Genomic DNA, 22,290 nt, shown 5'->3' with positions numbered 1-22,290 from the left:
TCAGCCATGTGCAGAATGCCTGTTTTTTGAACGAATGGCAAAGCGATTATTGTGCAATGCAGCTATGCGCATGCTGCGCCGCTCCTAAAATCCTACCGAGAAGCTAAGCCATGGCGTTGTCATCAGGCAGCCTCTGACGCTTCCCCGCGCACCGCGGCCGCCAGCGCCTCGTCGATATCCCGGCGCTGCCGACGCTTGTCGGCGAGTTCGTCCGCGAATGCGAACACGCCGCCCTCGCGCGTGCGATAGGAGGCAAGACGCCCTTCGGCCTCGTGCAGTCGAAGCCGGTAATGCTCCTGATCCTCGTCAAAACGGTGGAGCGCGTGTTCCAACCGCGAAACGGCACCCAGCGGCGTCACGGTGACAGGGAGATCGAGCTCCTCGGTCGTGCCGGTGCGCTGAAGAAGGGTGGTGTAATAATAGCAATCGGGCCTACCGAAACGCTCGCCATGATAGTCGAGGTGGAAGCCTCCGATCGAGGCGATTCTCATTTCACCTTCCTGTTGCAACTGCACCAGAGTGAGGATTTCTTTCATCAGCGCGCGGCCGGCGAGCCTGCGCTCGTCGTAAGCCTTGCCCATCACCGTCATGGCGAAGGCATCGCCAGCCGTCGGCGTGAGGCGCTCTTTGTCCTTGCCGATCTCGCTGATACGTCGGATCGCAACCTCGATATCGCGCTCGGCCTCGCGGACCTGTCGGCGTACCGCATATTGATCGTCGTCGTGAGCGGCAAGCAGCCGTTCGAGGCGGGCAATGTCGGCCTCAAGTCCCGCCTTCTGCATCAGCCGTTCATCGCCGCTGGCAATCGCCTTGGCCATGGCGAACTGGTTTACGGCCCCTTCACGGAGATCTTCCAGCCTGCGGATCGAAGTGTCGCCGGAAAGCGCTGCGGCAATGAAGCGGGCCTTGCGCTCGTTGCTCTGCCACATGCTGGCATCGAGAGAGCCCTGGGTGGCATAGGCGAAGATATCAACCTCGTCATGCTGGTTTCCCTGTCGCACGATCCGGCCCTCCCGCTGTTCGATCTGCGAAGGCAGCCAGGGGACGTCGAGATGATGCAGCGCCTTAAGACGGAGTTGGGCGTTGACACCGGTCCCCATCGTGTCCGACGAGCCGATCAGGAAGCGGACCTTGCCGGCGCGGACGTCGGCGAACAGGCGCTGCTTCGCCTCGGTTTTCTTGTAGTCCTGCATGAAGGCGATTTCCGATAGCGGAACACCCATGCGCACAAGCTCGTCCCTGATCCAGCGGTAGCGGAAAAGCCTCTGCTCTTCTCGACATTGATGGTGCCGAGATCGGAAAAGATCATCTGCGCCGCTCCTGGGAGATCGAAGGGTTTGCCGTCGGGTCGCACAAACGTGCTTTGCGACGTTTCCCGCCAGATGCGGAAGGCGTTCTGGACGAGCAGGTTGAGCTTGTTGTCCGGCTCGTTGTCATTGTCCGCGTCGACCAGGCGGAGATCGATGGCGGCATGGCGGCCGTCGGTGATGACGGAGAGCAGGATGTCATCGCCGGGCTGCGCCGGCCCCTCGCGCATCTCGATCGTCTTGATGCGGGCATCAAGGATAGTCTGATAATTTCTGAAGGCCTGCGTCGGCTTGGCTGTCAGGATCTGCCGCCCGCCGGTGGAGATGTTGGGCACCTTGACGTATTCGCGCAGATCCTCGGGCATCACCACGTCGGCGAAGCTGCGGAACATGGAGATCAGTTCAGGCACGTTGACGAAGGAGGCAAAGCGGCTGACGGGCTTGTATTTGCCGGACGGCTGGATCTCCAGTTCCGTCGTCGTGTCGCCGAAGGTCGAGGCCCAGGCATCGAATTCGTGCAGTCCGCGCTCGGCCAGTGCGGCGTGCCCAAGAAGGCGCTGGATCGAAAACATCTCGCCGAGCGTGTTGGTGATCGGCGTCCCGGATGCCAGAACCAGAGCGCGGCCGGGGTTCTTCGTCTCAATGAAGCGTGATTTGACGTAGAGGTCCCAGGCACGCTGCGATCCGTTCGGATCGATGCCTTTCAAGGTCGACATGTTGGTGGCGAAGGAAAGCTTACGGAATTCCTGCGCCTCGTCGACGATAATCTGGTCGACACCAATCTCGGAGATTGTCAGCAGATCGTCCTTGCGGGTGGAGAGCGCCTCCAGTCGTTCCGTCAGACCCTCCTTGAGCCGCTCCAACCGTTTGCGCGAAACACGGTCCTCGCTGTCGACCTTGGTCAGAAGATCCTCGTAGAGCTCCAGTTCGTCCTGGATCATTTGCTGTTCAAACGCCGATGGCACGGCGATGAACCGGAATACCGAATGGGTGATGATGATGGCATCCCAGGTCGCGGTGGCGGCGCGGGAGAGGAAGCGAGCCCGTCTTTCTTTCGAAAAATTCGTCTCGTCGGCGACGAGAATGCGGGCGTTCGGATAAAGCGCCAGGAATTCGCGCGCCGCCTGTGCCAGGCAATGACCGGGCACGACCAGCATCGCCTTGGCGATCAGCCCGAGCCGGCGCTGTTCCATGATCGCAGCCGCCATGGTCATCGTTTTGCCGGCGCCCACGGCATGCGCAAGGTAGGTCGACCCCGATGAGATGATCCGCCAGATGCCGCGCTTCTGGTGCCCATAAAGAACAAAGGCGCCAGAGGCGCCGGGAAGCATGAGATGGGAGCCGTCGAACTTTCGAGGGGCAATGTTGTTGAAGCGATCGTTATAGACCCGCGCCAGCCGCTCGGTGCGATCGGGATCGGTCCAGACCCAGTTCTGGAAGGCCGTCTTGATCTTCTGCAGCTTGTCGCGGGCGGCTTCGGTATCGACGACGTTGAGCACCCGCCGTTCGCCGTCCACGTCCTTGAAAACGTCAAAGATCTGAGGCACCCGGCTGTTCAAGGCATCGTCGAGCAGCTCGCCGGCGTCCCGGCGGTCGGTGCCCCATTCGGATGTGCCGGCGGCCATCCAACCGAGCTGCCGAGCCTCGACGGTCCAGGAGCCGAGTTCCGGCATGTGATGGATTGCGATCTCCGCACCCATCGTCTCGTGCACGAACTGGACGATATCGATCGCCGGAATCCATGGCGCACCAAGTCGTGCGGTAATGTCCGACGGACGGAGGTCAGCCGGCTGCACCACCTGGAGCGCACGGACATTGCGTTCGTAGCCGGCATCGAGCCCAGCGGCTGCTTCCGCAACGCCAAGCTTCGTCCGCACTGCGCCGGAAAGATAGGCGTCCGAGGTCTGCCAGGAACCGTCGGTCGGATCGCGAAAGATTGCGTCACCGAGCGCATCGAGAACTGCGTCCGCGTCGCAATGCAGAAGCTCGGCGATATGATCGAGGTCGATGCCCCCACGCTCGTTGAGGACGACGGCCAAGGCATCGGCGGCGGAGGTGATGACGGGCGGGGAAGGGGGCGCGATGACGCGCTCGGAAAAAATCGGCCCGGGCCTGGCGGTGTCGGTTTCGAGATCATAGTCCTCGATGGAGGCGACCAGCCAGCAGTCGGGATCATCGCGAAATGGCAGAAGGTTCGGCTGGCGATGGATTTCACGAACCTCGCCCGTCGTCTTATCCTCGATGATCGAAACCGTGGTGTGGTTGATCGGGCCAAAATCGCGCACGAAGCTCGACCAGGCGATGCGCAGCCGTACTTGGCAGTCGCGCCACGGCCGGTCCAGTTCCTGGGCTGTGAGGACGTCTCGCACGGCATCGCGGATCGGGATCAGTTTGCGAATGATCCGGACGTGCTTTTCCGGTGGGCCGTCGCCGCTACGGGGTTTGCGGACCTGCACCGCGAGCGGCGAGCCGTCGACCATCTGCATCAGGCCGTGCCTGTTGTCGATGAAGTAACTGCCTTCACGGACCCGGTTGCTGTCGGGTTTCAGGTCCAGGATTTCCGCCAGCTCGTCTTCGAGATCGACATCGATTTCGGTCGGCTCGCCATCGTAGAGGCCCTCTGGAAGACGCTGAACGGCGGCATTGAGTGCCGTTTCCATGTTCTCGTCGGCGCGGGGCAGGCAGGTGTAGGTCTCACCGAAGGGACCGGAGGTCAGCGCGTGCGTGCCAAGCACCGAACCCGGATGTCGCGCGAACAAGCGGTTCACGCGGATCGGCCCTTCCTCCGCCGTGGCTGGGCGGACTTCGTCAAGATCGAGCCAGGCAAGATCGCCTGGCGGTTCGCCGGCCTTGCGCTTGCGAAAGAACAGGATATCGACGACGACGTCGGTGCCGGCCTCCCGCCGGAAACTGCCTTCCGGCAGGCGAATGGCGCCGACCAGATCGGCGGCTTTTGCGATGTGTTCCCGGCATTTGCTATCGGCTTTGTCCATCGTGCCGGCGCTGGTGACAAAGGCGGCGAGCCCGCCGGGTTTCAAGAGATCGATCGACCGCGCGATGAAGTAATCGTGCAGCCTGAGACCGAGCAAGCGATAGTGCCGGTCAGAGCGAACCGTGCGATCGGAGAAGGGTGGATTGCCGATAGCCAGGTCGTAGATTTCAGAAAAATCTGTCCGCGCGAAATCCGCATTGATGATGCGCGCCCGTGGCTGCAGCAGCCGCGCGATGCGGGCGGTGACCGGATCGAGCTCTACGCCGGTGAAATAGCTGCAATCACGATACTCCACCGGCATCAAAGCCGGAAAAAGGCCTGTCCCGATACCGGGTTCCAACACCCTGCCGCCGCGCCAGCGGAGCCGCTGCAGGCCGGACCAGATCGCCCGGACCATGTATTCGGGCGTGAAGTGGGCATATTGGGTGCAGCGTGCAAGCGAGGCGTAGTCGCTTTCAGTGACCGACGCCTCCAGCGAACCGGCGAGTTCCTCCCAGCCTTGGCGGAAACCGGCCTCACCCGGGCGGCGGAACATGCCGTTGGCGAGCTCAGAGCTGCCGAAACCGGTGAAGCGTATCAGCCTGGCCTGCGCATCACGCGTAGCCGGCCTTTCTTGCCTCTCGATCTCACTGGCTGTGAGAATGACCGCGATATTCAAACGCGCCCGTTCCTTCCAGGTCGCGGCCAAACCGCGATCGTCGTCCTCGAGGTAGAAGTTGGCGGGCGCTCCCTGCGTTCGTTGCGCCTTTGGAATGGCAGACGGGAGGGCACGCGCGGGGGCAGGGGCAGACGGCGTCGGTTCCGGATCGTCGTCATTCGCGGCAAAACCGCCAAATGCAGTGACGCCGATGCCGAGCCCGGACGAAAGCGGGCTGCCGGCGAAGATATCAAGGGTGAAGGGATCGTTGCTCATTGAAAGCTCCTTGGGATAGCGCGAGTGTCGTCCTCCTGTCGCGGCAGACAGCAGGCGATCCGCAGTGGATGGAAGGAAACGGCGTCCATGCCGCCGGTGTAAGGTCGGCAAAGCGCTGATCGCGCTCGAGGATGACCATCTGTATGGCGTCGGAGGCGACGACGATGCGACGATGCGATCGGGAAGGGGAGCATGGCAAAACCTTCTATGCCGCGATCGGTGAGGGGAGATGGCGCAGCTGTACCGGCAGCTTGGCGGCGATCTCGTCGTCGGTCAGATCTTCGAGCAGCTTGAGGAAGCGGCCCTCTTTCCCGCCATAAAGCAGCACCGTTCGCTTGCCGCGCACCGCAGCCGGCCAACATGTATCGGCATAGCCGCGATAGTCGTCAGCCGTCGCGTCCAGATGTGATCGAGGCGCTCTTCGCGGGTCATGGTGCGGATCGGGCGGCTCTCCCGGTCGATGATTGCGACACGCATGGCTTCGACGGAGGTCTTGTCTGAAAGGTCGCAATAGCCGTGGAAGTACCGGATCGCTTCCTCGATGCGGAGCGCGAAGAACACTGATGTCACCGATCCTGTCAGGAATTCCCGCATCGCGAACATCGAGCCACGTATCCAGAGCGGCGGCAGGATCTCAAACATGTAATCGTGCTCGGCTTCGGTGATTTCGAACCATTCGCCGGCGTAAAGCGGCGTTGTGTCACCGTTCCAACGATCAGGCCGCTGGACATGACGGTCGAACATGCGAAACATCTGTGGGCGGCTTACGACGCCCTGAAACACTTTGCGGATGGAAGAGGTCATCTGCGGCTCCTTGCGCGGGCGGACGAAGCGCGGCACAGTCCTCGCGACCCCGCCATCTTCTTCAGTCCTTCATGACCCGTTTCCTGCCGCCGGCATCGCGACCTCCCGGGTCCAGGGCCGGCTTTAGCCGGGCGAAGCCTCCCTTGACGCGGGCAGCGCGCATGCGGCACGCCTCTCCCTCTTTCCCTTCCTCCTCCCATTTCTGTTTCTCGCGGCCCCGCTTCGCGCGCAGCTTCAGAACCTCGTTCCAGTCCTCTTCTGGCGGGCGAAGTCGCATCCAGTCACATCCCGCCTCCTCGGCAAGTGCGCGTAGCCGCTCAGCAAACATCTCGCCTTGTGGGTTGGCGTCGGTGGCAGCGACCAGCTGGACTTTGGCCCCTGACGCGAGCGCGCCGAGTGCCGCGACGGTGGTCGGCGACCAGCCGCCGCCGGTGCTGAGATAGAGCGTGCCGTCGCGCAGGCCCTCGATTGCCGCAAGGCTCATGGCGTCGATCGCAGCTTCCGTGACGACCAGGCGCACCGCCGCATGCGACCCCAGACGAAAGAGAACCTTCGTTCCTCCGGAGGCGAACCCTCGGTATTGCGGACCGCGCGCCTCCCAGCCGGTGACGATGCCTGCCTCGTTCGTATGGGCGGCCCACATGCTGCCTTGCGGACCTTCGCGAAGAAGGTTGCGTTTGATCGCCGAGCACAAAAGATCCGCCGGCAGGCAACGCACGTCCTTTAGGTACCGCCACGTCGATGAACCCCGAAAGGGTCGGCGGCGCACCTGCCAGCGATCGGCAAGGGAAAGGTCGGATTGATCATTTGAAATGCGGGGCTGCCACTTAGGCTTGGAAATTTCGAAGCCTATGAGATCCGCGACCTTCTCGACGCATGCCGAAAAGCCAACACGGTCAAGGTGCTCGACCAGTCCGAAGACATCGCCTTTCGCGTCGCTGAGCGGATCGAACCATCCACGGCCTTCATGCGTCACAATGATGATCTCCAGGCTGCGGCGGTACTTCTCAGCCCGCCGGGTGCTTTCCTTGACGTCGATGGCAAACCCGTTCTGCTCCAACACAGCGGCGCAGCTTACCTTGTCGCGCAGCGATTCTATTTCTCGTCTGTCCATTTTCCTTCCGATCGCTAGAGCGATCGCCTCCGATCCGTCAGCTCTGCCAATTTGCCGCTTCAGCGGCCGCGAAGAGCAAAGGCCGCAAGGGCGCGGCTGGCAATTTGGTGAATCATGCAAGGTCGGCCGCGGCGAAGCCTCCCTTGCGGCCTGCCGCTCGCAAGCGGCACGCCTAAGGCCCTACCTTGGCTCAATGCCAAGGCGAGTACTCATGGACGATCTGAAGGTCGTCGTCGTCGTCGATTTCGTTGGAGGGCAGGACGCCATATTCGCCGTTGACGGTGAAGAGCGTGACCGGAACCATCAAGTCGCGGGAGAGCTGGAATGCGAGGGACTGGGCCAGCGAGAGGTCGTGCGACATGTGAGAGGCTCCTTCTGAGCGGGCCAATTCCCGCTCGATGGCTCCTTAAAAGGCCCGGGGACGGGCGCGATCACCGCGACGCGAAGCGGAAGCGGCCGCAGCTTGGCTGGCGGACCCCTCGCGGGTTGATCGTGGAAGATCCGGAACCGGGCCAGGACGCCATCAACAAAGAGCGGGATTGGACTGGTTAGGGAGTGCACGCAACGGCACTCGGCTGCATCGACCAGCTTGCGATCTGCCGCCTGCGATCTCGAATGCCGGCGGGTTTCAACGGCCGCGTCCGCGATGAGATACAGACGGACATTCTCGGCCGGCGCGTGGCCTCGATCTTGGATCCGGTCGGTCACATCTGGGCGCTGGTCTAACGAAGGGCAGAGCGCGTCTCGAAAGCCGCCTAAGCGCTTTGCAAATCGATCGCGTTCGTCATCAGCCCGGCGATCGAAACGTTCGAACAATGTTTATGAGATGGCCGAGGTCATCTCGTCTTTCGGTACGTCCAAAGCTGTGCCGGCGGAATGTTGCGCATCATGAAAGCCAGATGACGGACTTCGTATCCGGCGGGAAGCGCGACGACTGGAGAGAGCAATCCATAGGTGATTTGGACGACGGGCCGCCCTGTCGGAATCCGTTCGAGAAGATCTAGGATCAGCGATAATCGCTTTGAGGGCGGCAAATGAAGGAGGGGCACAGCGGAGATGACGCAGTCGAACTTAGCACCTCGCTCAGCGCCCAGAACGAGATCCAGCGAAAAGGCGTCTCCACGTCGAACGTCGACCTCGGGAAACTCCTGCTGAAGATGCCGGCAGAACTCCGGCGAATACTCGATGGACAAGAGCTCCTTAGGCCGAACGCCGCGCGCCAGGATCTGCTTGGTGATCACGCCGGTTCCCGGACCCAGTTCAAGCACAGGAAGGCCGGAGGAAGGATCGATAACGCTTGCCATCTTCCTTGCCGTCGCAACGGAGGTCGGCGTTATGGCGCCTACCGCTGTGCGGTCGCGCTTCCAGCCCTTCAGGAACTCGATCTCATCCTTGAACTTCAACCCCATCCGCTGCCGCACGCCCATTTTGCCTCCGCTTTGATACCCGATCAGAATCACGGGAGCGACAAACACCGTCTAAATGCGACGAATTCAAGCCCGTTGGCGGCATTTTCCATTCGACTATCGCGTGTTGCTCATAAAAGAAGTCGTGGCGAGCACCCTTCGCTGCCAAGTGACGCCCTGTGGTTGCGTTCCATAGCAAAGAGTCGGCAAGGCTTGCCCACGAAACGCTCCGATCCCATCGGGCAGGTTCTTGATGGTCGCTGACCCCCATGCCCGCCGCTACGACGGTGCTGCAGACATAGGGAGCTGCAACAGCTGAAGGCCGGTCTTCTTACCACGACGCAGTTTCCCGGGTGCACTAAAATATCACTGTAGTTGCTAAAGACTTATCGCAAAATCTGCGATAAGTTGCGTGAAGGCGGATTTTTATGCAACCGTCGTGGGAGGGAAGATGAGTTCGATTGAAGAAAGTCTTCGCGCAATTGCGGAGCGCGTTAAGTCGCATTCCAGTACGATGGCGACGGAGGAAGCGGTGAAGACTGCGGTCGTTCTCCCATTCCTCCGGGCTCTAGGCTACGATGTCTTTGACCCATCAGAAGTCGTGCCAGAGTTCACCGCAGACGCTGTTGGGAAGAAGGGCGAGAAGGTTGACTATGCGATCAAGATCGACAACCAGATCAGAATCCTGATCGAATGCAAACCAATTTCTGTGGCGTTGGAGCGCAAGCACCTCGACCAGCTATATCGGTACTTCAGTGTAACCGATGCCAAGTTCGCGATCCTCACAAATGGCCGGACCTTCAATTTCTACACCGACCTTGAAGCGCCGAACAAGCTCGATGCTCGACCATTCCTGGTTTTCGACATTAGCGACGTCCAGTCGGGCATTTTGTCCGAGCTGCGTAAGTTCGAGAAGGCCACTTTCGACGTCTCGAACATTTTAGCCACCGCAGAGCGTCTCAAGTACACCTCGGGTATAAAGCAGGTCATTTCCAAGCTTATTGAGGAGCCGAGCGAGGAATTCGTAAAGATGGTCTCGCACGATGTCTATGAGGGCAGGATAACGGCTCCCGTACGGGAAATGCTGACAGCCGTCGTCCGGACCGCGTTTCGCGAAGTGATCATGGATACGGTGAAGAGCCGGTTATCGAGCGCTCTTGCGGAGACGCAGGAAGTCATCGAGAAGATTGATGTCCCCGTCGCCGAGGACCCTGAGGTCATAACGACCGAAGAGGAAGTGGAAGGCTATATGATCGTAAAAGCGATCGTTCGCGAAACCATCAGCGCCAAGCGTGTGGTCATGCGCGACGCTAAGTCCTACTGCGCCATCCTCATCGACAACAACAATCGCAAACCGTTGGCGCGCCTCCACTTCAACAGGTCGGTCAAGTACATCGGGCTCTTCGACGGGGAAAACGAAGAGCGCTTAATCGTCGATACGCTCGACCAGATCTACGAATACACCGACCGGCTGAGGGCGACCGCGCGAAAGTATGCCGCCGAAGCGGCTAAGATAGCAGCGGAATAACGAGGCAATCCGGCGTGCCCGAGGCATTGAACAGCTGATCATCTTTAAATGACCGTAATTGCTCAAACCTCGGCCCGCTAGGTGGTCTTAATAAGCTGGCTAACGAGCTCTCGAAAGAGCTAGCCTCGCCGCGACCGCCAGTCGACCGGTTATGGTTGACGAGCGCTATCGGTGTTGCCTACGGGAACTTGCTGTCGAGGATGGCAGAGTAGGGCCGAAATCACCAATGCCGATGAGACCTTTCGAATAGTGAGTTTTATTACCCGGTGCAGAACGGGTCGGGGACCTACGGATTCAAACCGGCATAATTCGAAAGATGCCAGTCTTGTCATATTTTCGGGAGTTCCATCACAGTCAAAGCACACCCATAGTGATCGTTCGCGCCGCCCCGATCAGGCTGTCAACGAACCAATCAATTCGTCACATCTCCAAAAGCGAGCGACACACGAAATTGTCGTCGAGGATGCGGCGCACGGGCTTGAGCCATACCCCAACATTTTGATGATATGCCGTTTTTGTTGGCATGGCATTTGCGTGACATCAGCCGTGGCGGAATGAACCAAGACATTGGATCCGAGGCTGGGCATCTTCTATCTCAGCAGAGCGGATCTGCGACGAGTGGCAATGAAACCGCAAGCGGCACGAAAAGCCTCCTCTGACAAATCTGCTCGCAAATTCAAGGACGCGACCTAAGCTATTGCTGAAAGAGGTATGAGAGTATGAGCGCAAAGATTGTTCTGGATTGGAAGAAAACCAGGTTTTGTCGCCTCGTTAAGGGAATTGTCACCGCAAGTTTCAGCCTTCTGCTGCTGACCGAGGTGGCACAAACCCAAGCGCTACCAAACCTGAAGATCGATCGCAACGCCATCTCGGTGTCGGGCCTATCGTCGGGGGCATTCATGGCCTCGCAGTTGCAGGTCGCGTATTCATCAAGTTTCATGGGGGCGGGCATTGTCGCTGGTGGACCTTATTTTTGCGCTATGGGCAATCTCACCTATACGGATATCTGCATGGGCCAAGTGCCGCGCGTTCCTCCCAATCCTGCGATGTTGTACGCTGCGGCGGAAATGTCTTCGAGTATCGGCGCCATCGACCCACTTTCCAACCTTGAATCGAAGAAGATTTACATTTTCAGCGGTACGGCCGATACGATCGTCACGCAAAGTGCCGTCGATGCCAGCGTCCAGTTTTTCAAATTGGCCCGAGTTCCCGATTCAAACCTCGTCTATGTCAGCAATTACCCTGCCGGTCACTCGTTTGTTTCGAAGGTCTTCGGGAATTTGTGCCCGACCAATGCAACGCCGTACATCAACGAATGTCTGAACGATTCACCCAATACTGCCAACGACAACAACTACGATCAGGCTGGCGGGATTTTGCAGTTCATCTATGGCAAGCTTAACCAACCGGCGGCCAAACCAACTGGGAAGTTGATGGCGTTCGACCAGAAACTCTACGGTGCCGCCAACCCGGTGTCGAGCATGGCGGATGTGGGGCATGTCTTTATCCCCGACAGCTGTGCCAAGCCTGGGGCCAACTGCAAACTGCATGTTTCCATCCATGGCTGCAGCCAATCGCAGCAATCGATCGGGGACGATTGGTATACCAAGCTCTATCTGAATAACTGGGCGGATACCAACGGTATCGTAGTGCTGTATCCGCAAGTCGATAAGTCACTCTGGAGTTGCCCCCAAAAGACCGGACATGCTCAGGTTTGAGATTGCGAGCTGATGAACTCGCGCGGCGATTGATATCCTAAAGCACTGTGCGGGTGAAGATTGTTGTAATGCTCGAACCAGAACGGCAGTTGAGCGATGACGGTTTCAGCGTCGGGGGTTGGATTCACCGAGACGTAGTCGCGCTTGAAGGTTTTGACGAACGCCTCGGCCATGCCGTTCGATTGCGGGCTTCGCACCGGTGTCGTGCAAGGTTCCATGCCGATGTCGCGGAGCAAGGATGCCGTGTCCCTGGCGATGAAGCAGGAGCCGTTGTCGGTGAGCCATTCGATGGGCTCGGATAGCATGTTGATGCGGCCGAAGCGGTTCTCGACAGCGGTGATCACGAGGTCCTGCACGTCTTCGCTCTTGATGCCCTCGGTGGTGGCGACATGGGCGATTGCCTCGCGGTCGCAGCAGTCGAGGGCGAAGGCGACGCGCACCTTCTCCTTGTTGTCGCAGCCGATCTCGAAGCCGTCGGAGCACCATCTGATGTTTGAACGCTCGACGGCGACCCGGCCGTCGTGAAGGCGATCATTGACCGCTCCGGTATGACGCACCAGCAGCAGATTGTGCAGCTTCATCACCCGGTAGACACGCTTGGCATTGGGCCACGAACGCCCCAGTTTCCGGGCATTCCGACGCAGGATGGCATGGACACGCCGATAGCCGTAGGTAGGCGTATCGGCGATGACGGCCTTGATGTCCTCCAGCAGCTCACGATCAGGTAGTGGCGGGCGTCCTCTGGCTTTGGAAGGGAGCCTGCGGCGCGCGCGGCGATATTCGAGCGGGCGACACCCAAAGTTTCGCAGACGGTCTTCATTCCAAAATCCCCCTCGGAAGAGAGAGCGAGCGCAACAGATGTTTTTTTGGGCCACCGGCGATTTCGAGGGCTTCCTTCAGGATTTCGCTCTCCATCGTCTTCTTGCCCAACAGGCGTTGCAACTCCTTCACCTGGGCCTGAAGCGCCCGGTATTCGGAAGCCGGAACGACCTCCTCCTCGGCGGCCGTCGCCGTCAGTGCCCCTTGGGACGCCAGCTTGCGCCACGCAAACAACTGGTTCGGCTGGATACCGTGTCGACGCGCGACGATGCTCACCGTCGCGTCCGCCTCATAGGTTTCGTGGATGATCGCGAGCTTCTCTGCCGTGCTCCAACGCCGCCGACGTTCCGGCCCGGAGAGGACTTCCATCTTAAAATTGCTGCTAGTCATATTACCAACATTACTCCTACCCACTTAGCTAAGTGGTGGAGCATGTCCGGGCCTTTCGGGGGCTAATTCAGTCGATAAGTCACTCCGGAGGCCGTATAATCCCCAGGGTTGTTGGGACTGGTGGGGCTTTACAGGTAGCAACTACGCGGTCAAGGGTGCCGTCCAAATGGACGCCATTATGAAGATGATCGCTGCTCTGGGTGCTTCCTGACGGCGAAGCACCAAGACACATGCAGTTGTCGCGTTGGCGACATCCGTGCTCTTGCCTCAATAGTGGTGACCACATGGACCCGTTCCTGTCGCTTCATCGCAATGTCAACCGTCTATTCGATGAAGTCTTCCGCGGTTTCGGTCGCGATCGTTGTTTGGTGGCTCACCGCCGATTGGCGGCTCGTGGCCGCACGTGGAGATCAAGGAGAATGATGACGAAATCCGCGTGGTAGCGGAAATTCCGGGCATCGATCCAGAGGATATCGAGGTGCTGCTGAAAGAGGGCGTGCTTACACTTCGCGGTGAAAACAAGTCGGAAACCGAGGGACAAGGATCGCCGGTTCAGTGAGCGTTATTACGGACGCTTCGAACGTGGCTGGCTTTAGGTCGCCAGGTTGATGAGAGTAAGGTCACCGCAACGTTCAAGAACGGTCTTCTTGCCGTGACGCTGCCGAAGACCGAGAAGGAGCGAGCCAACGTCAGGCGGATCGCCATCGACAACACCGAATAGTCCGACCGCTGCAAGCGCGCCGGGTACAAACGTACCCGGCGACCTAACGACGCGGACCAGCTACCCTGCCTGACCGAACACTTCATGCCGCACATGAAGTTCCAGCCGGTCGCCCGCGACGAACTTCGGCAACGGCGAGGCCGTCTTATGAAACCCCAATCCCAAGCGCTGCGCTTGTAGTCGTAGCGCCAAGGGGCACTTAGTGCGCAAGCACAGGTGGAGCCGGAAAGTCCAATACATTGCTCGTATAGCTTTCGACCAGCGCACTGAACGGAGTGCCATCCTGAAGCTTCAGCACGGCATGATGTTCGAGAAGAAATGACGGCAGTGTAAGAGATCCCGTTGTGGGTGCCGGTAGTTCCTTTTCCACGTCCCAACCCTCTGGAAGAGGAGACCACAGCAAGTTGGAAGATAGATTTGTGCGGGTGAAATTGAGAGATTGGACGGCTCTGCCAAAGGCGACGTCGCTCGTATTCAACGCTTTATTCATGTCCATTGTCAGCCTTCCCGGAACATACCAATTGTCGGCCTCAGACAGGACGCGATTGCCGCAAACGAGGCGGACATGTCGGTAGGCGATGGGTTCGTTAGGGCCGACCGCCAGCAGTTCTCGGATACGGCTGTCGGCGGGCTTGTCTCCCCCGCGTATGCGCTCGGCAACGATCTTAGAACCTTGCGGTGCGAGATTGTGCCCGGCACACCAGCGATCGAGCGTCAAGGTGGCGCTAGCGTTACTCAGGAGATTTGCATTCAAAGTCTGGAGAATCGCAAGTGCCTCAATCCGGGCCGTTGGCGTGTCTGGCCATTGAACCGTGGTGAATGATTCCTGCGCCAATATGGTATTCGCGGCCAGCATGATCGCCGCTGCAGGTGCAAATGCGATGACCCGTATGAACTTCCAACAGCAAATTGACACGAAAAGTTATCCTTTGTGACGACGTTAATGTGAGCAGGTCTCGATATTTATTGATAGGGGGACATTTCTAGTAGACTGTGTGAGCGGTCTTAGACCGTCCCGCATTCCACGTCGAGTTTTGCGTAGATTTCTGACATCCATGATGGCTGCTGAGAGCATCATGATGGATGTTACTCCTGCCTCAAGAAACCGGCCGGTTTATGTCTGAGGCGGGGCCCCATCATCTCAGCGTAAAAACCCATCCGACGATCCATGACGCAAATGGGTGCGATCCAAAGAATCAATTTTTCCAATCAGTCGACTGCCGTTAGAAAGCGCTGAGTATGACCGAAATCTAGCGCTACAGCACGACGATGTTGCCACGGAGCTCTGACGGAACGATGGCTGTCATGGCGATCCAAGATATTAGCTTCGCTCACTCCAGGCTGACGGACTACGTGAGTGCGTTGTGGCCGACATGCGAAGAAACGCGGAGAATGTATGTGCGGGATTGTGGGTATTGTCGGCCATCATCCGGTTTCGGACCGGCTGATAGACGCGTTGAAACGCCTTGAATATCGTGGCTACGATTCGGCAGGCGTCGCGACGATCGACAGTGGAGCGCTCCATCGCCGGCGCTGCGAGGGCAAGCTCCTCAATCTCGAGGCAAAGCTGAAAGAGCAGCCTCTGTCGGGCACAATCGGTATTGCCCATACGCGCTGGGCAACCCATGGCGCGCCGACGGAACGCAACGCCCACCCGCATTTTACCGACGGCATCGCGGTCGTCCACAATGGGATAATCGAGAATTTCGCCGAATTGAAGGATGAGCTGACCGCGGCCGGCGCCGAGTTCGAAACCGACACCGACACGGAGGTCATCGCGCATCTCGTGGCAAGACTTCGCCGGGACGGCATGGGCCGGCGCGAAGCTATGCATGCGATGCTGAAGCGCGTCCGAGGCGCTTACTCGCTGGCTCTGCTCTTCGAGGAGGACCCTTCGACGATCATGGCTGCCCGTAATGGTCCGCCGCTCGCGATCGGTCACGGAAGCGGCGAGATGTTCCTCGGGTCGGACGCGATTTCGCTCGCGCCCTTCACCAACGAGATCACCTACCTGATCGACGGCGATTGGGCGGTCATCGACAAGACCGGCGTCCATATCTTCGATATCGACGGCAAAGTCGTCACGCGACCGCGGCAGGTCTCGCTGGTGGCGGCCCATATGATCGACAAGGGCAACTATCGCCATTTCATGGAGAAGGAAATTTACGACCAGCCGGAGGCCATCTCCGATACCCTCAGCCATTACATCAACTTCAGCGACAATCGGGTGGTCGCGGTTTGGCGCGACACTGTCTTCGCCAACGTGCAAAGCCTGGCGATCTCCGCCTGTGGCACTGCGTACTTGGCCGGGCTGATCGGCAAGTACTGGTTCGAGCGCTATGCACGTCTGCCGGTCGAAATCGATGTCGCTTCAGAATTCCGGTACCGCGAAATTCCGTTCTCGCCACAGGTGGCAGCTCTCTTTATCTCACAATCGGGCGAGACGGCCGATACACTTGCTTGCTTACGCTATTGCAAGGAGCACGGCCTGAAGACCGGTGCAGTCGTCAACACGCCTGAATCGACGATAGCACGGGAGTCCGGCACTGTGTTCCCGATTTTCGCCGGACCGGAGATCGGCGTTGCGTCCACAAAGGCCTTTACCTGCCAACTCGCCGTTCTGGCTGCGCTCGCGGTTGCTGCCGGCAGGGCGCGTGGCACCCTTACGGAGAAGGAGGAACAGACACTGGTCGGCCGCCTTGCCGAGATGCCGCGCGTCATGGGGCAGGTGCTGAACAGCATCCAACGAAGGATCGAGCTTCTGTCGCGCGAATTGGCAAAGTGCCGCGCCGTGCTCTATCTTGGCCGCGGCACCAGCTTCCCTCTGGCCATGGAAGGCGCCCTGAAACTAAAGGAGATTTCCTATATTCACGCGCAAGGGTATGCTGCCGGCGAACTGAAACACGGTCCGATAGCCCTCATCGACGAGAACATGCCGGTTATCGTGATCGCACCGCACGACCGCTTTTTCGATAAGACCGTTTCCAATATGCAGGAGGTTGCGGCCCGCGGCGGACGGATCATCTTGATCACCGACGAGAAGGGCGCTTGCGCCTTGAAGCTCGACACGATGCAAACAATCGTTCTTCCGAATGTGGACGAGATCATTTCGCCGATGATCTTTTCGCTGCCGGTCCAATTGCTCGCCTATCATACGGCCGTGTTTGTGGGCACTGACGTCGATCAGCCGCGCAACCTGGCGAAATCAGTCACCGTCGAATAGGCCGGCGTTTCCGTAAGGGACGAATGACAGAGTTTAGATGACTTATCACTGCTGAGCATTTGGAGATCGACATGCCGCAAACGAAGATATTTGGCTTCTCGGGGAACATAACACGGCCGTCCACGACGCGCACATTCGTCGACCATATCGTCGGGCAACTGGCACTCAAAACGCGAGCTGTGGCGCAGTCCTTCGATGTCGATGACCTTGGACTTTCCCTGTTGAAAGCCAAACGGCTGGACGACCTCAACGCTCAAGCGCGCGGCGTCGTAGACCAGATGCTGGAGGCAGACGCCCTGGTCGTAGGCTCACCCACCTACAAGGGCAGTTACACGGGCCTATTCAAGCACTATTTCGATTTGCTCGACCCAACATCGCTGAGGGGCAAGCCTATCATCATCGCTGCGACGGGCGGTGGCGAGCGTCATTCGCTTGTCGTCGAACATCAGTTGCGCCCTCTGTTCGGGTTCTTTGAGGCGCTTGCGATGCCGACCGCAATCTATGCCACCCGTAAGGACTTCGCCCACGGGGAGGTCATCTCCGAGGCCGTCCGCATGCGCGTCGGTCGGGCTGTCGAGGAAGCAGCCTGCGCAATAGGATGACCAGACGCAGCAAACGTCGGCGAAACAGGCTTTCTTGTCCCAAGCGAACCTTGCGAGGCAATTCAGGGATACTCAACGCCTCGCAGACAACTTTGGCTCTCTCTTTCGCTGATCCAATCGCGTGCCGATGGCCTCAAAAGGCTAGGCTCGCCGCGGCCGTAGGTAGTCCTTTTATAGTTGGCGAGCGTGTCCGCTTCTGGCTGCATCCAGCAACTGATTGGCGATCTGTGACGGTGTCGCAGACAAGAACATGCTGCCTTGGATGGCGGAAAGTCCGAAATCACTGGTGCCCGAAATATGTTTCGAACAGTTCAGTTTTGTCACCTTTGAGATCGTCAGACATTTCAACTTTGCACCATGGCCGACATTCCAGCTTTTTGACGCCACAGTTAGGCGCGGATACCCTTGAACTGCGAGGAATTGCCATTTGAGAAAGCCGTTTATCCTATTCGCCGCCGTTCTTGCCTGTGCAGCACTCCAGCTTCCCTCCACCAATAGCATGGCCGAACAGGCCGCCGCGCCCGCTCTCACCGTCTCTCTGACGACACCGTCACAGCGGGACTGGCCGGAAACCGTTCCCGCGAGCGGCTGGCTGAAGCCGTGGCAGGAAGCGATCATCGCCTCCGAGACGAGCGGCCTGCGCATCACTGACGTCCTGGTCGATGTCGGGTCCGTGGTTACGAAGGGGCAGACGTTGGCTCGGCTTTCGCAGGAGAGCGTGCTGGCAGACCTTCGCAAGCAGGAGGCGGCTGTCGTGACCGCCAAGGCAAATCTGACGAAGGCCAAGGCGAATGCGGATCGGGCGCGGCAGCTCAGCTCTTCCGGGGCTCTCTCCGACGAGAAAATCACTGAATATTTCGCCGACGAGCAGACGGCGACGGCAAGCCTGGCATCCGAGGAAGCCGCGCTCGACAGCGAAAAGATCAAGCTCGGGCAGACGACCATCACCGCCGTCGACGATGGCCTCATAACCTCGCGTTCCGCCAACCTCGGCGCGGTCGTCTCAACCGGCACCGAGCTGTTTCGCATGGTCCGTCAGCAGCGTGTCGAATGGCAGGCCGAAGTATCGGCGCGCTATCTGCCGCGCATCTCGGAAGGCTTGAGCGTTGCGATCAACGGGCCGGATGGGCATGCCATCGAAGGCAAGGTGAGGCTTGTCGGGCCTTCGGTGAGTACCGACACGAGCCGGACAATCGTCTATGTCGCGCTTCCAGCCGATGCCCGTCCGCGCACCGGCCTTTACGTCACGGGCAACATCGAATTGCAGACCACGCCGGCTCTGACCGTACCCGAAACGGCGATCGTGTTCCGGGACGGCATCAGCTACGTCTTCGCGGCAGGCGAGGACAACCGGGTGCGCAGGGTTCGGGTGGAAACCGGCCGCCGCAACAATGGCGAGGTGGAAATCGTCTCCGGCGTAGATGCCTCGTCGAAGATCGTGACCTCGGGCGGTGCCTTTCTGTCGGACAATGACCTCGTAAAGATTGCGGAGAAGAACCGATGAATTTCTCTGCCTTCTCGATCCGCAATCCGATACCAGCGATATTGCTGTTTGTGATGTTTGGATTTGGCGGGCTTTGGGCATTCAAACAGCTGGCGGTCCAGTACTTTCCGGACATGGATCTCCCGACCATCAGCGTTACCGCTACGCTCGATGGTGCTGCGCCGACGCAGCTCGAGACGGAGGTCGCCCGTACCATCGAGGACAGTCTCACCTCCGTGAGCCATCTCGATCATATTCTCACGACGATCACCGACGGCACCGTCTCGATCAAGATTTCCTTCAAGCTGGAGAAAGACAGCGAAGCCGCCCTCAACGAGGTCCGCAATGCCGTCGACAGCGTCAAGGCCGTCCTGCCGGCACAGATGGGAACGCCTATCGTTACGAAGGCCACCGTCCAAAGCTCCGCGCTTGTCACCTATGCCGTCCGCTCGGCCGCTCTCAACGAGACCGAATTGTCCTGGTTTGTCGACAACGATCTGACCAAGGCGCTGCTGTCGGTGCCGGGCGTCGGGCAGGTCAACCGTATCGGCGGGATCGACCGCGAGGTTCATGTCGATCTCGATCCGGCGACGATGGCGTCGTTCGGAGTGACGGCGGCGACCGTCTCGGCGCAGTTGAAGGCCGTCCAAGCCGACACGTCCGGCGGCCTCGGCGAGGTCGGCGGCTCTCGTCAGACATTGCGCACGCTCGGCGCCGTAGAGTCGGTCGAGGCTCTGAGGGAGCTCACTATACCTCTCGCCAATGGGCAGCAGGTCCGGCTCGCCGATGTCGCATCCGTTACCGACAGCTTCGCGGAGCGCTCTTCGATGGCCTATCTTGACGGCAAGCCGGTGATTGCGGTCGAGATCAAGCGCTCGAACGGGTTTTCGGACAGCGGGGTCGCAGCCGGCGTCGACGCTGCGATCAAGACGTTCGCAGCCGCCCATGCCAATGCGCAGATCGATGAAGCCTACAGCACGATCGGACCGATTATCGATAATTATGACGGTTCGATGCACATGCTGTATGAGGGCGCGATCCTGGCGATCGTGGTCGTCTGGCTCTTCCTTCGGGACTGGCGCGCAACGATCCTGTCGGCCGTGGCGCTGCCCTTGTCGGTCATCCCGACCTTCCTCGTCATGTACCTGGCAGGCTTCAGCCTGAACGTCGTCACCTTGCTCGCACTGTCGCTGGTGGTCGGAATCCTCGTCGACGACGCGATTGTCGAGATCGAAAACATTGCCCGCTACCTGCAAATGGGCAAGCGGCCGATCGATGCCGCGATGGAGGCTGCCAACGAAATCGGCCTTGCGGTCATCGCGACCACCTTCACGCTGGTCGCAGTCTTCTTGCCGACGGCATTCATGAGTGGCATACCCGGCCTCCTGTTCCGCCAGTTCGGCATTACAGCGGCAGTTGCCGTCCTTGCCTCGCTTGTGGTTGCGCGTCTGCTCACCCCCATGATGGCGGCCTATTTCATGAAGGCTCATCCGTCGGAGCAGAAGGATGGCCGCATCATGCGCGTCTATATGGCGATCGCGCAGGCAGCTCTTAATCACAGGAAGACAACGGTGGCAGTGACCGCCGCTGTCGTCGCACTTTCGCTTGCCATCATCCCCCTCTTAAGAACGGGATACTTGCCGGCCGCTGACGACGCACGCGCGCAGATCACACTCACCCTGCAGCCCGGTGCCACTGTCGAGCAGACCGACGCCGCATCCAGGAAGGCCGCAGATATCGTCAGTAAGGTTCCCGACGTGACGCATGTGTATGCGGCTGTCGGCTCGGCATCCTCTGGCGGTGGTCGGAAGGCCTCCTCGAGCGGTGTCGGGTCTGCCGCGATCGTCGCCACGCTGACGCCCATTGATGAGCGCGACCGCAAGCAGTCGGAGATCGAAAACGAGATCCGACAGGCGCTCTCCGTCCTCCCCGGCGTGCGAGTCGCCGTCGGTATTGGCAACGGCACCAAGCTCGAGTTCACCTTTGCCAGCGACGACGCCAATGCGCTCGACAGCGCAAGCACGGCACTGGAGGAGCAACTGCGCACGCTGCAGGGCATTGGCGCGGTCACATCGACGGCGGCCAGGCAGGCGCCGGAAATCCAGATCACGCCCGATTTTGCCCGCGCCGCAGCGCTTGGCGTGACGTCGAATGCGATCGCCAGCGCCGTGCGCGTGGCGACGAACGGAGAATATTCTTCCGATCTGCCGAAGCTCAACCTGCCGCAGCGGCAAATCCCGATCGTCGTCCGCTTCTCGCCTGAGACGCGCACCAATCTCGACGACATCAAGAACATGCGCGTCGCCGGCACCAACGGCAATGTCGATCTCGGATCGATCGCCGATATCCGCATCGGCGGCAGTCCTTCGGAGATCGACCGCATCGACCGTATGCGCAATGTCACCGTTTCCGTCGAACTCAACGGCCGCATCTTGGGCGACGTCAACCGCGAGGCGAAGGCGCTGCCGGCGCTCCAGCATCTGCCGCCGGGCGTTACCCTGGTGGAACACGGTGAACTTCAGCGCAGCTCCGAGCTGTTCCAGAGCTTTGCCCTCGCAATGGCGATCGGCGTGTTCTGCATCTACGCCGTGCTCGTCCTGTTGTTCCACGATTTCCTGCAGCCTTTGACACTTCTGATGGCCCTGCCGCTCTCGCTCGGCGGTGCGCTGGTGCCGCTTGTGGTAACGGGCACCAGTTTCTCAATGCCCGCCGTCATCGGCCTTCTCATGCTCATGGGCGTGGTGACGAAGAACTCCATCCTGCTCATCGAATATGCGATCATGTCGCGTCGCCAAGGCATGTCCCGGTTTGATGCGCTCGTCGATGCCTGCCACAAGCGGGCGCGGCCGATCGTCATGACCACCATTGCCATGGCCTCGGGCATGCTGCCGGCTGCGCTTAGCCTCACGGGCGGAGATTCAAGTTTCCGGCAGCCGATGGCCATCGTTGTGATTGGCGGCGTGATGATATCGACGCTGCTCAGCCTCATCATTATCCCGGTCATCTTCACCTTCGTCGACGACCTGCAAAATTTGCTCAAATCGTTCAGTCGCCTGGCGCTTCGACGCCACGCGACCTGCTGGCGAGAGACGGAGTTCAGTAATTTGGCGGGCGATCTCGGCGGCGACACGGGGAAATCCATCGAGATGATCTCATCTCAGCATAAAGTCATCGAACCCACACCTTGATCGGGACTGCAGGCGTTTTTTGACATACGCCTTTCGTTGTCGATCAAATCTCGCCATCGGCCTTTGCGCGACTCTTCGACTC

At 59.6% G+C, this 22,290-nt stretch carries 11 protein-coding genes and 4 pseudogenes; 8 read left to right on the top strand and 7 right to left on the bottom strand.

All coding sequences use genetic code 11. The annotated features are described in order from the left end of the window. Positions 1 to 122 precede the first annotated feature (122 nt). The 4 genes and pseudogenes from QA648_RS34260 to QA648_RS34245 all read right to left on the bottom strand — a co-directional run bounded on the left by QA648_RS34260 (position 123) and on the right by QA648_RS34245 (position 7,491). Positions 123 to 5,212, bottom strand: a pseudogene (locus tag QA648_RS34260) (helicase-related protein). 205 nt (positions 5,213 to 5,417) lie between these two features. After that, positions 5,418 to 6,016: pseudogene (locus QA648_RS34255) on the bottom strand (DUF1419 domain-containing protein). A gap of 61 nt (positions 6,017 to 6,077) precedes the next feature. After that, positions 6,078 to 7,130 (bottom strand): DUF3991 and toprim domain-containing protein, encoded by a 1,053-nt coding sequence (locus QA648_RS34250; RefSeq protein ID WP_283054501.1) that lies wholly within the window; start codon positions 7,128 to 7,130, stop codon positions 6,078 to 6,080. A gap of 190 nt (positions 7,131 to 7,320) precedes the next feature. After that, positions 7,321 to 7,491, bottom strand: a complete 171-nt coding sequence (locus QA648_RS34245; RefSeq protein WP_283054500.1) for a hypothetical protein — start codon at positions 7,489 to 7,491, stop codon at positions 7,321 to 7,323. Positions 7,492 to 7,685: 194 nt separating this feature from the next. Here QA648_RS34245 and QA648_RS34240 point away from each other — a divergent pair, with 194 nt between their 5' ends. Beyond that, positions 7,686 to 7,856 (top strand): hypothetical protein, encoded by a 171-nt coding sequence (locus tag QA648_RS34240; RefSeq protein ID WP_283054499.1) that lies wholly within the window; start codon positions 7,686 to 7,688, stop codon positions 7,854 to 7,856. Between the two features lie 110 nt (positions 7,857 to 7,966). Here the strand turns inward: QA648_RS34240 and pmtA are convergent, their stop codons facing one another. Beyond that, positions 7,967 to 8,557 (bottom strand): phospholipid N-methyltransferase PmtA, encoded by a 591-nt coding sequence (pmtA, locus tag QA648_RS34235; protein ID WP_283054498.1) that lies wholly within the window; start codon positions 8,555 to 8,557, stop codon positions 7,967 to 7,969. Between the two features lie 430 nt (positions 8,558 to 8,987). Here pmtA and QA648_RS34230 point away from each other — a divergent pair, with 430 nt between their 5' ends. Together QA648_RS34230 and QA648_RS34225 are read left to right on the top strand one after the other, a co-directional pair. After that, on the top strand, positions 8,988 to 10,064 hold the full coding sequence (locus QA648_RS34230) for a type I restriction endonuclease (RefSeq protein ID WP_283054497.1): 1,077 nt from the start codon (positions 8,988 to 8,990) through the stop codon (positions 10,062 to 10,064). 719 nt (positions 10,065 to 10,783) lie between these two features. Then, positions 10,784 to 11,782, top strand: a complete 999-nt coding sequence (locus QA648_RS34225; protein ID WP_283054496.1) for a PHB depolymerase family esterase — start codon at positions 10,784 to 10,786, stop codon at positions 11,780 to 11,782. Here QA648_RS34225 and QA648_RS34220 read toward each other — a convergent pair. After that, positions 11,773 to 12,991 (bottom strand): annotated as a pseudogene (locus QA648_RS34220) (IS3 family transposase). The gene QA648_RS34225 and the pseudogene QA648_RS34220 overlap by 10 nt on opposite strands. A 403-nt stretch (positions 12,992 to 13,394) precedes the next feature. Between QA648_RS34220 and QA648_RS34215 the strand changes: the two are divergent. After that, positions 13,395 to 13,712: pseudogene (locus tag QA648_RS34215) on the top strand (Hsp20/alpha crystallin family protein). A 199-nt stretch (positions 13,713 to 13,911) separates the two neighbouring features. Here the strand turns inward: QA648_RS34215 and QA648_RS34210 are convergent. Then, entirely contained in the window at positions 13,912 to 14,628 is a 717-nt protein-coding gene (locus QA648_RS34210) for a hypothetical protein (protein ID WP_283054495.1), read from the bottom strand. Positions 14,629 to 15,108: 480 nt separating this feature from the next. On the opposite strand from QA648_RS34210, the gene glmS reads away from it, so the two are divergent. The 4 genes from glmS to QA648_RS34190 all read left to right on the top strand — a co-directional run bounded on the left by glmS (position 15,109) and on the right by QA648_RS34190 (position 22,208). Beyond that, positions 15,109 to 16,935: a glutamine--fructose-6-phosphate transaminase (isomerizing) gene (glmS, locus tag QA648_RS34205; RefSeq protein ID WP_283054494.1), complete on the top strand. Its 1,827-nt coding sequence runs from the start codon at positions 15,109 to 15,111 to the stop codon at positions 16,933 to 16,935. A gap of 71 nt (positions 16,936 to 17,006) precedes the next feature. Then, entirely contained in the window at positions 17,007 to 17,537 is a 531-nt protein-coding gene (msuE, locus tag QA648_RS34200) for an FMN reductase (RefSeq protein ID WP_283054493.1), read from the top strand. Between the two features lie 427 nt (positions 17,538 to 17,964). Beyond that, positions 17,965 to 19,041, top strand: coding sequence for an efflux RND transporter periplasmic adaptor subunit (locus QA648_RS34195; RefSeq protein ID WP_283054492.1), 1,077 nt, complete (start codon positions 17,965 to 17,967; stop codon positions 19,039 to 19,041). After that, complete coding sequence (locus QA648_RS34190; RefSeq protein ID WP_283054491.1) at positions 19,038 to 22,208, top strand: efflux RND transporter permease subunit; 3,171 nt, start codon at positions 19,038 to 19,040, stop codon at positions 22,206 to 22,208. The genes QA648_RS34195 and QA648_RS34190 overlap by 4 nt, the downstream gene beginning before the upstream one ends. Positions 22,209 to 22,290: the final 82 nt, after the last annotated feature.

The organism is Rhizobium sp. CB3171 (genome assembly GCF_029714265.1).
In the GTDB taxonomy this organism is placed as follows: Bacteria; Pseudomonadota; Alphaproteobacteria; order Rhizobiales; family Rhizobiaceae; genus Rhizobium.
This window is presented reverse-complemented; position numbering and strand designations above follow the sequence as displayed.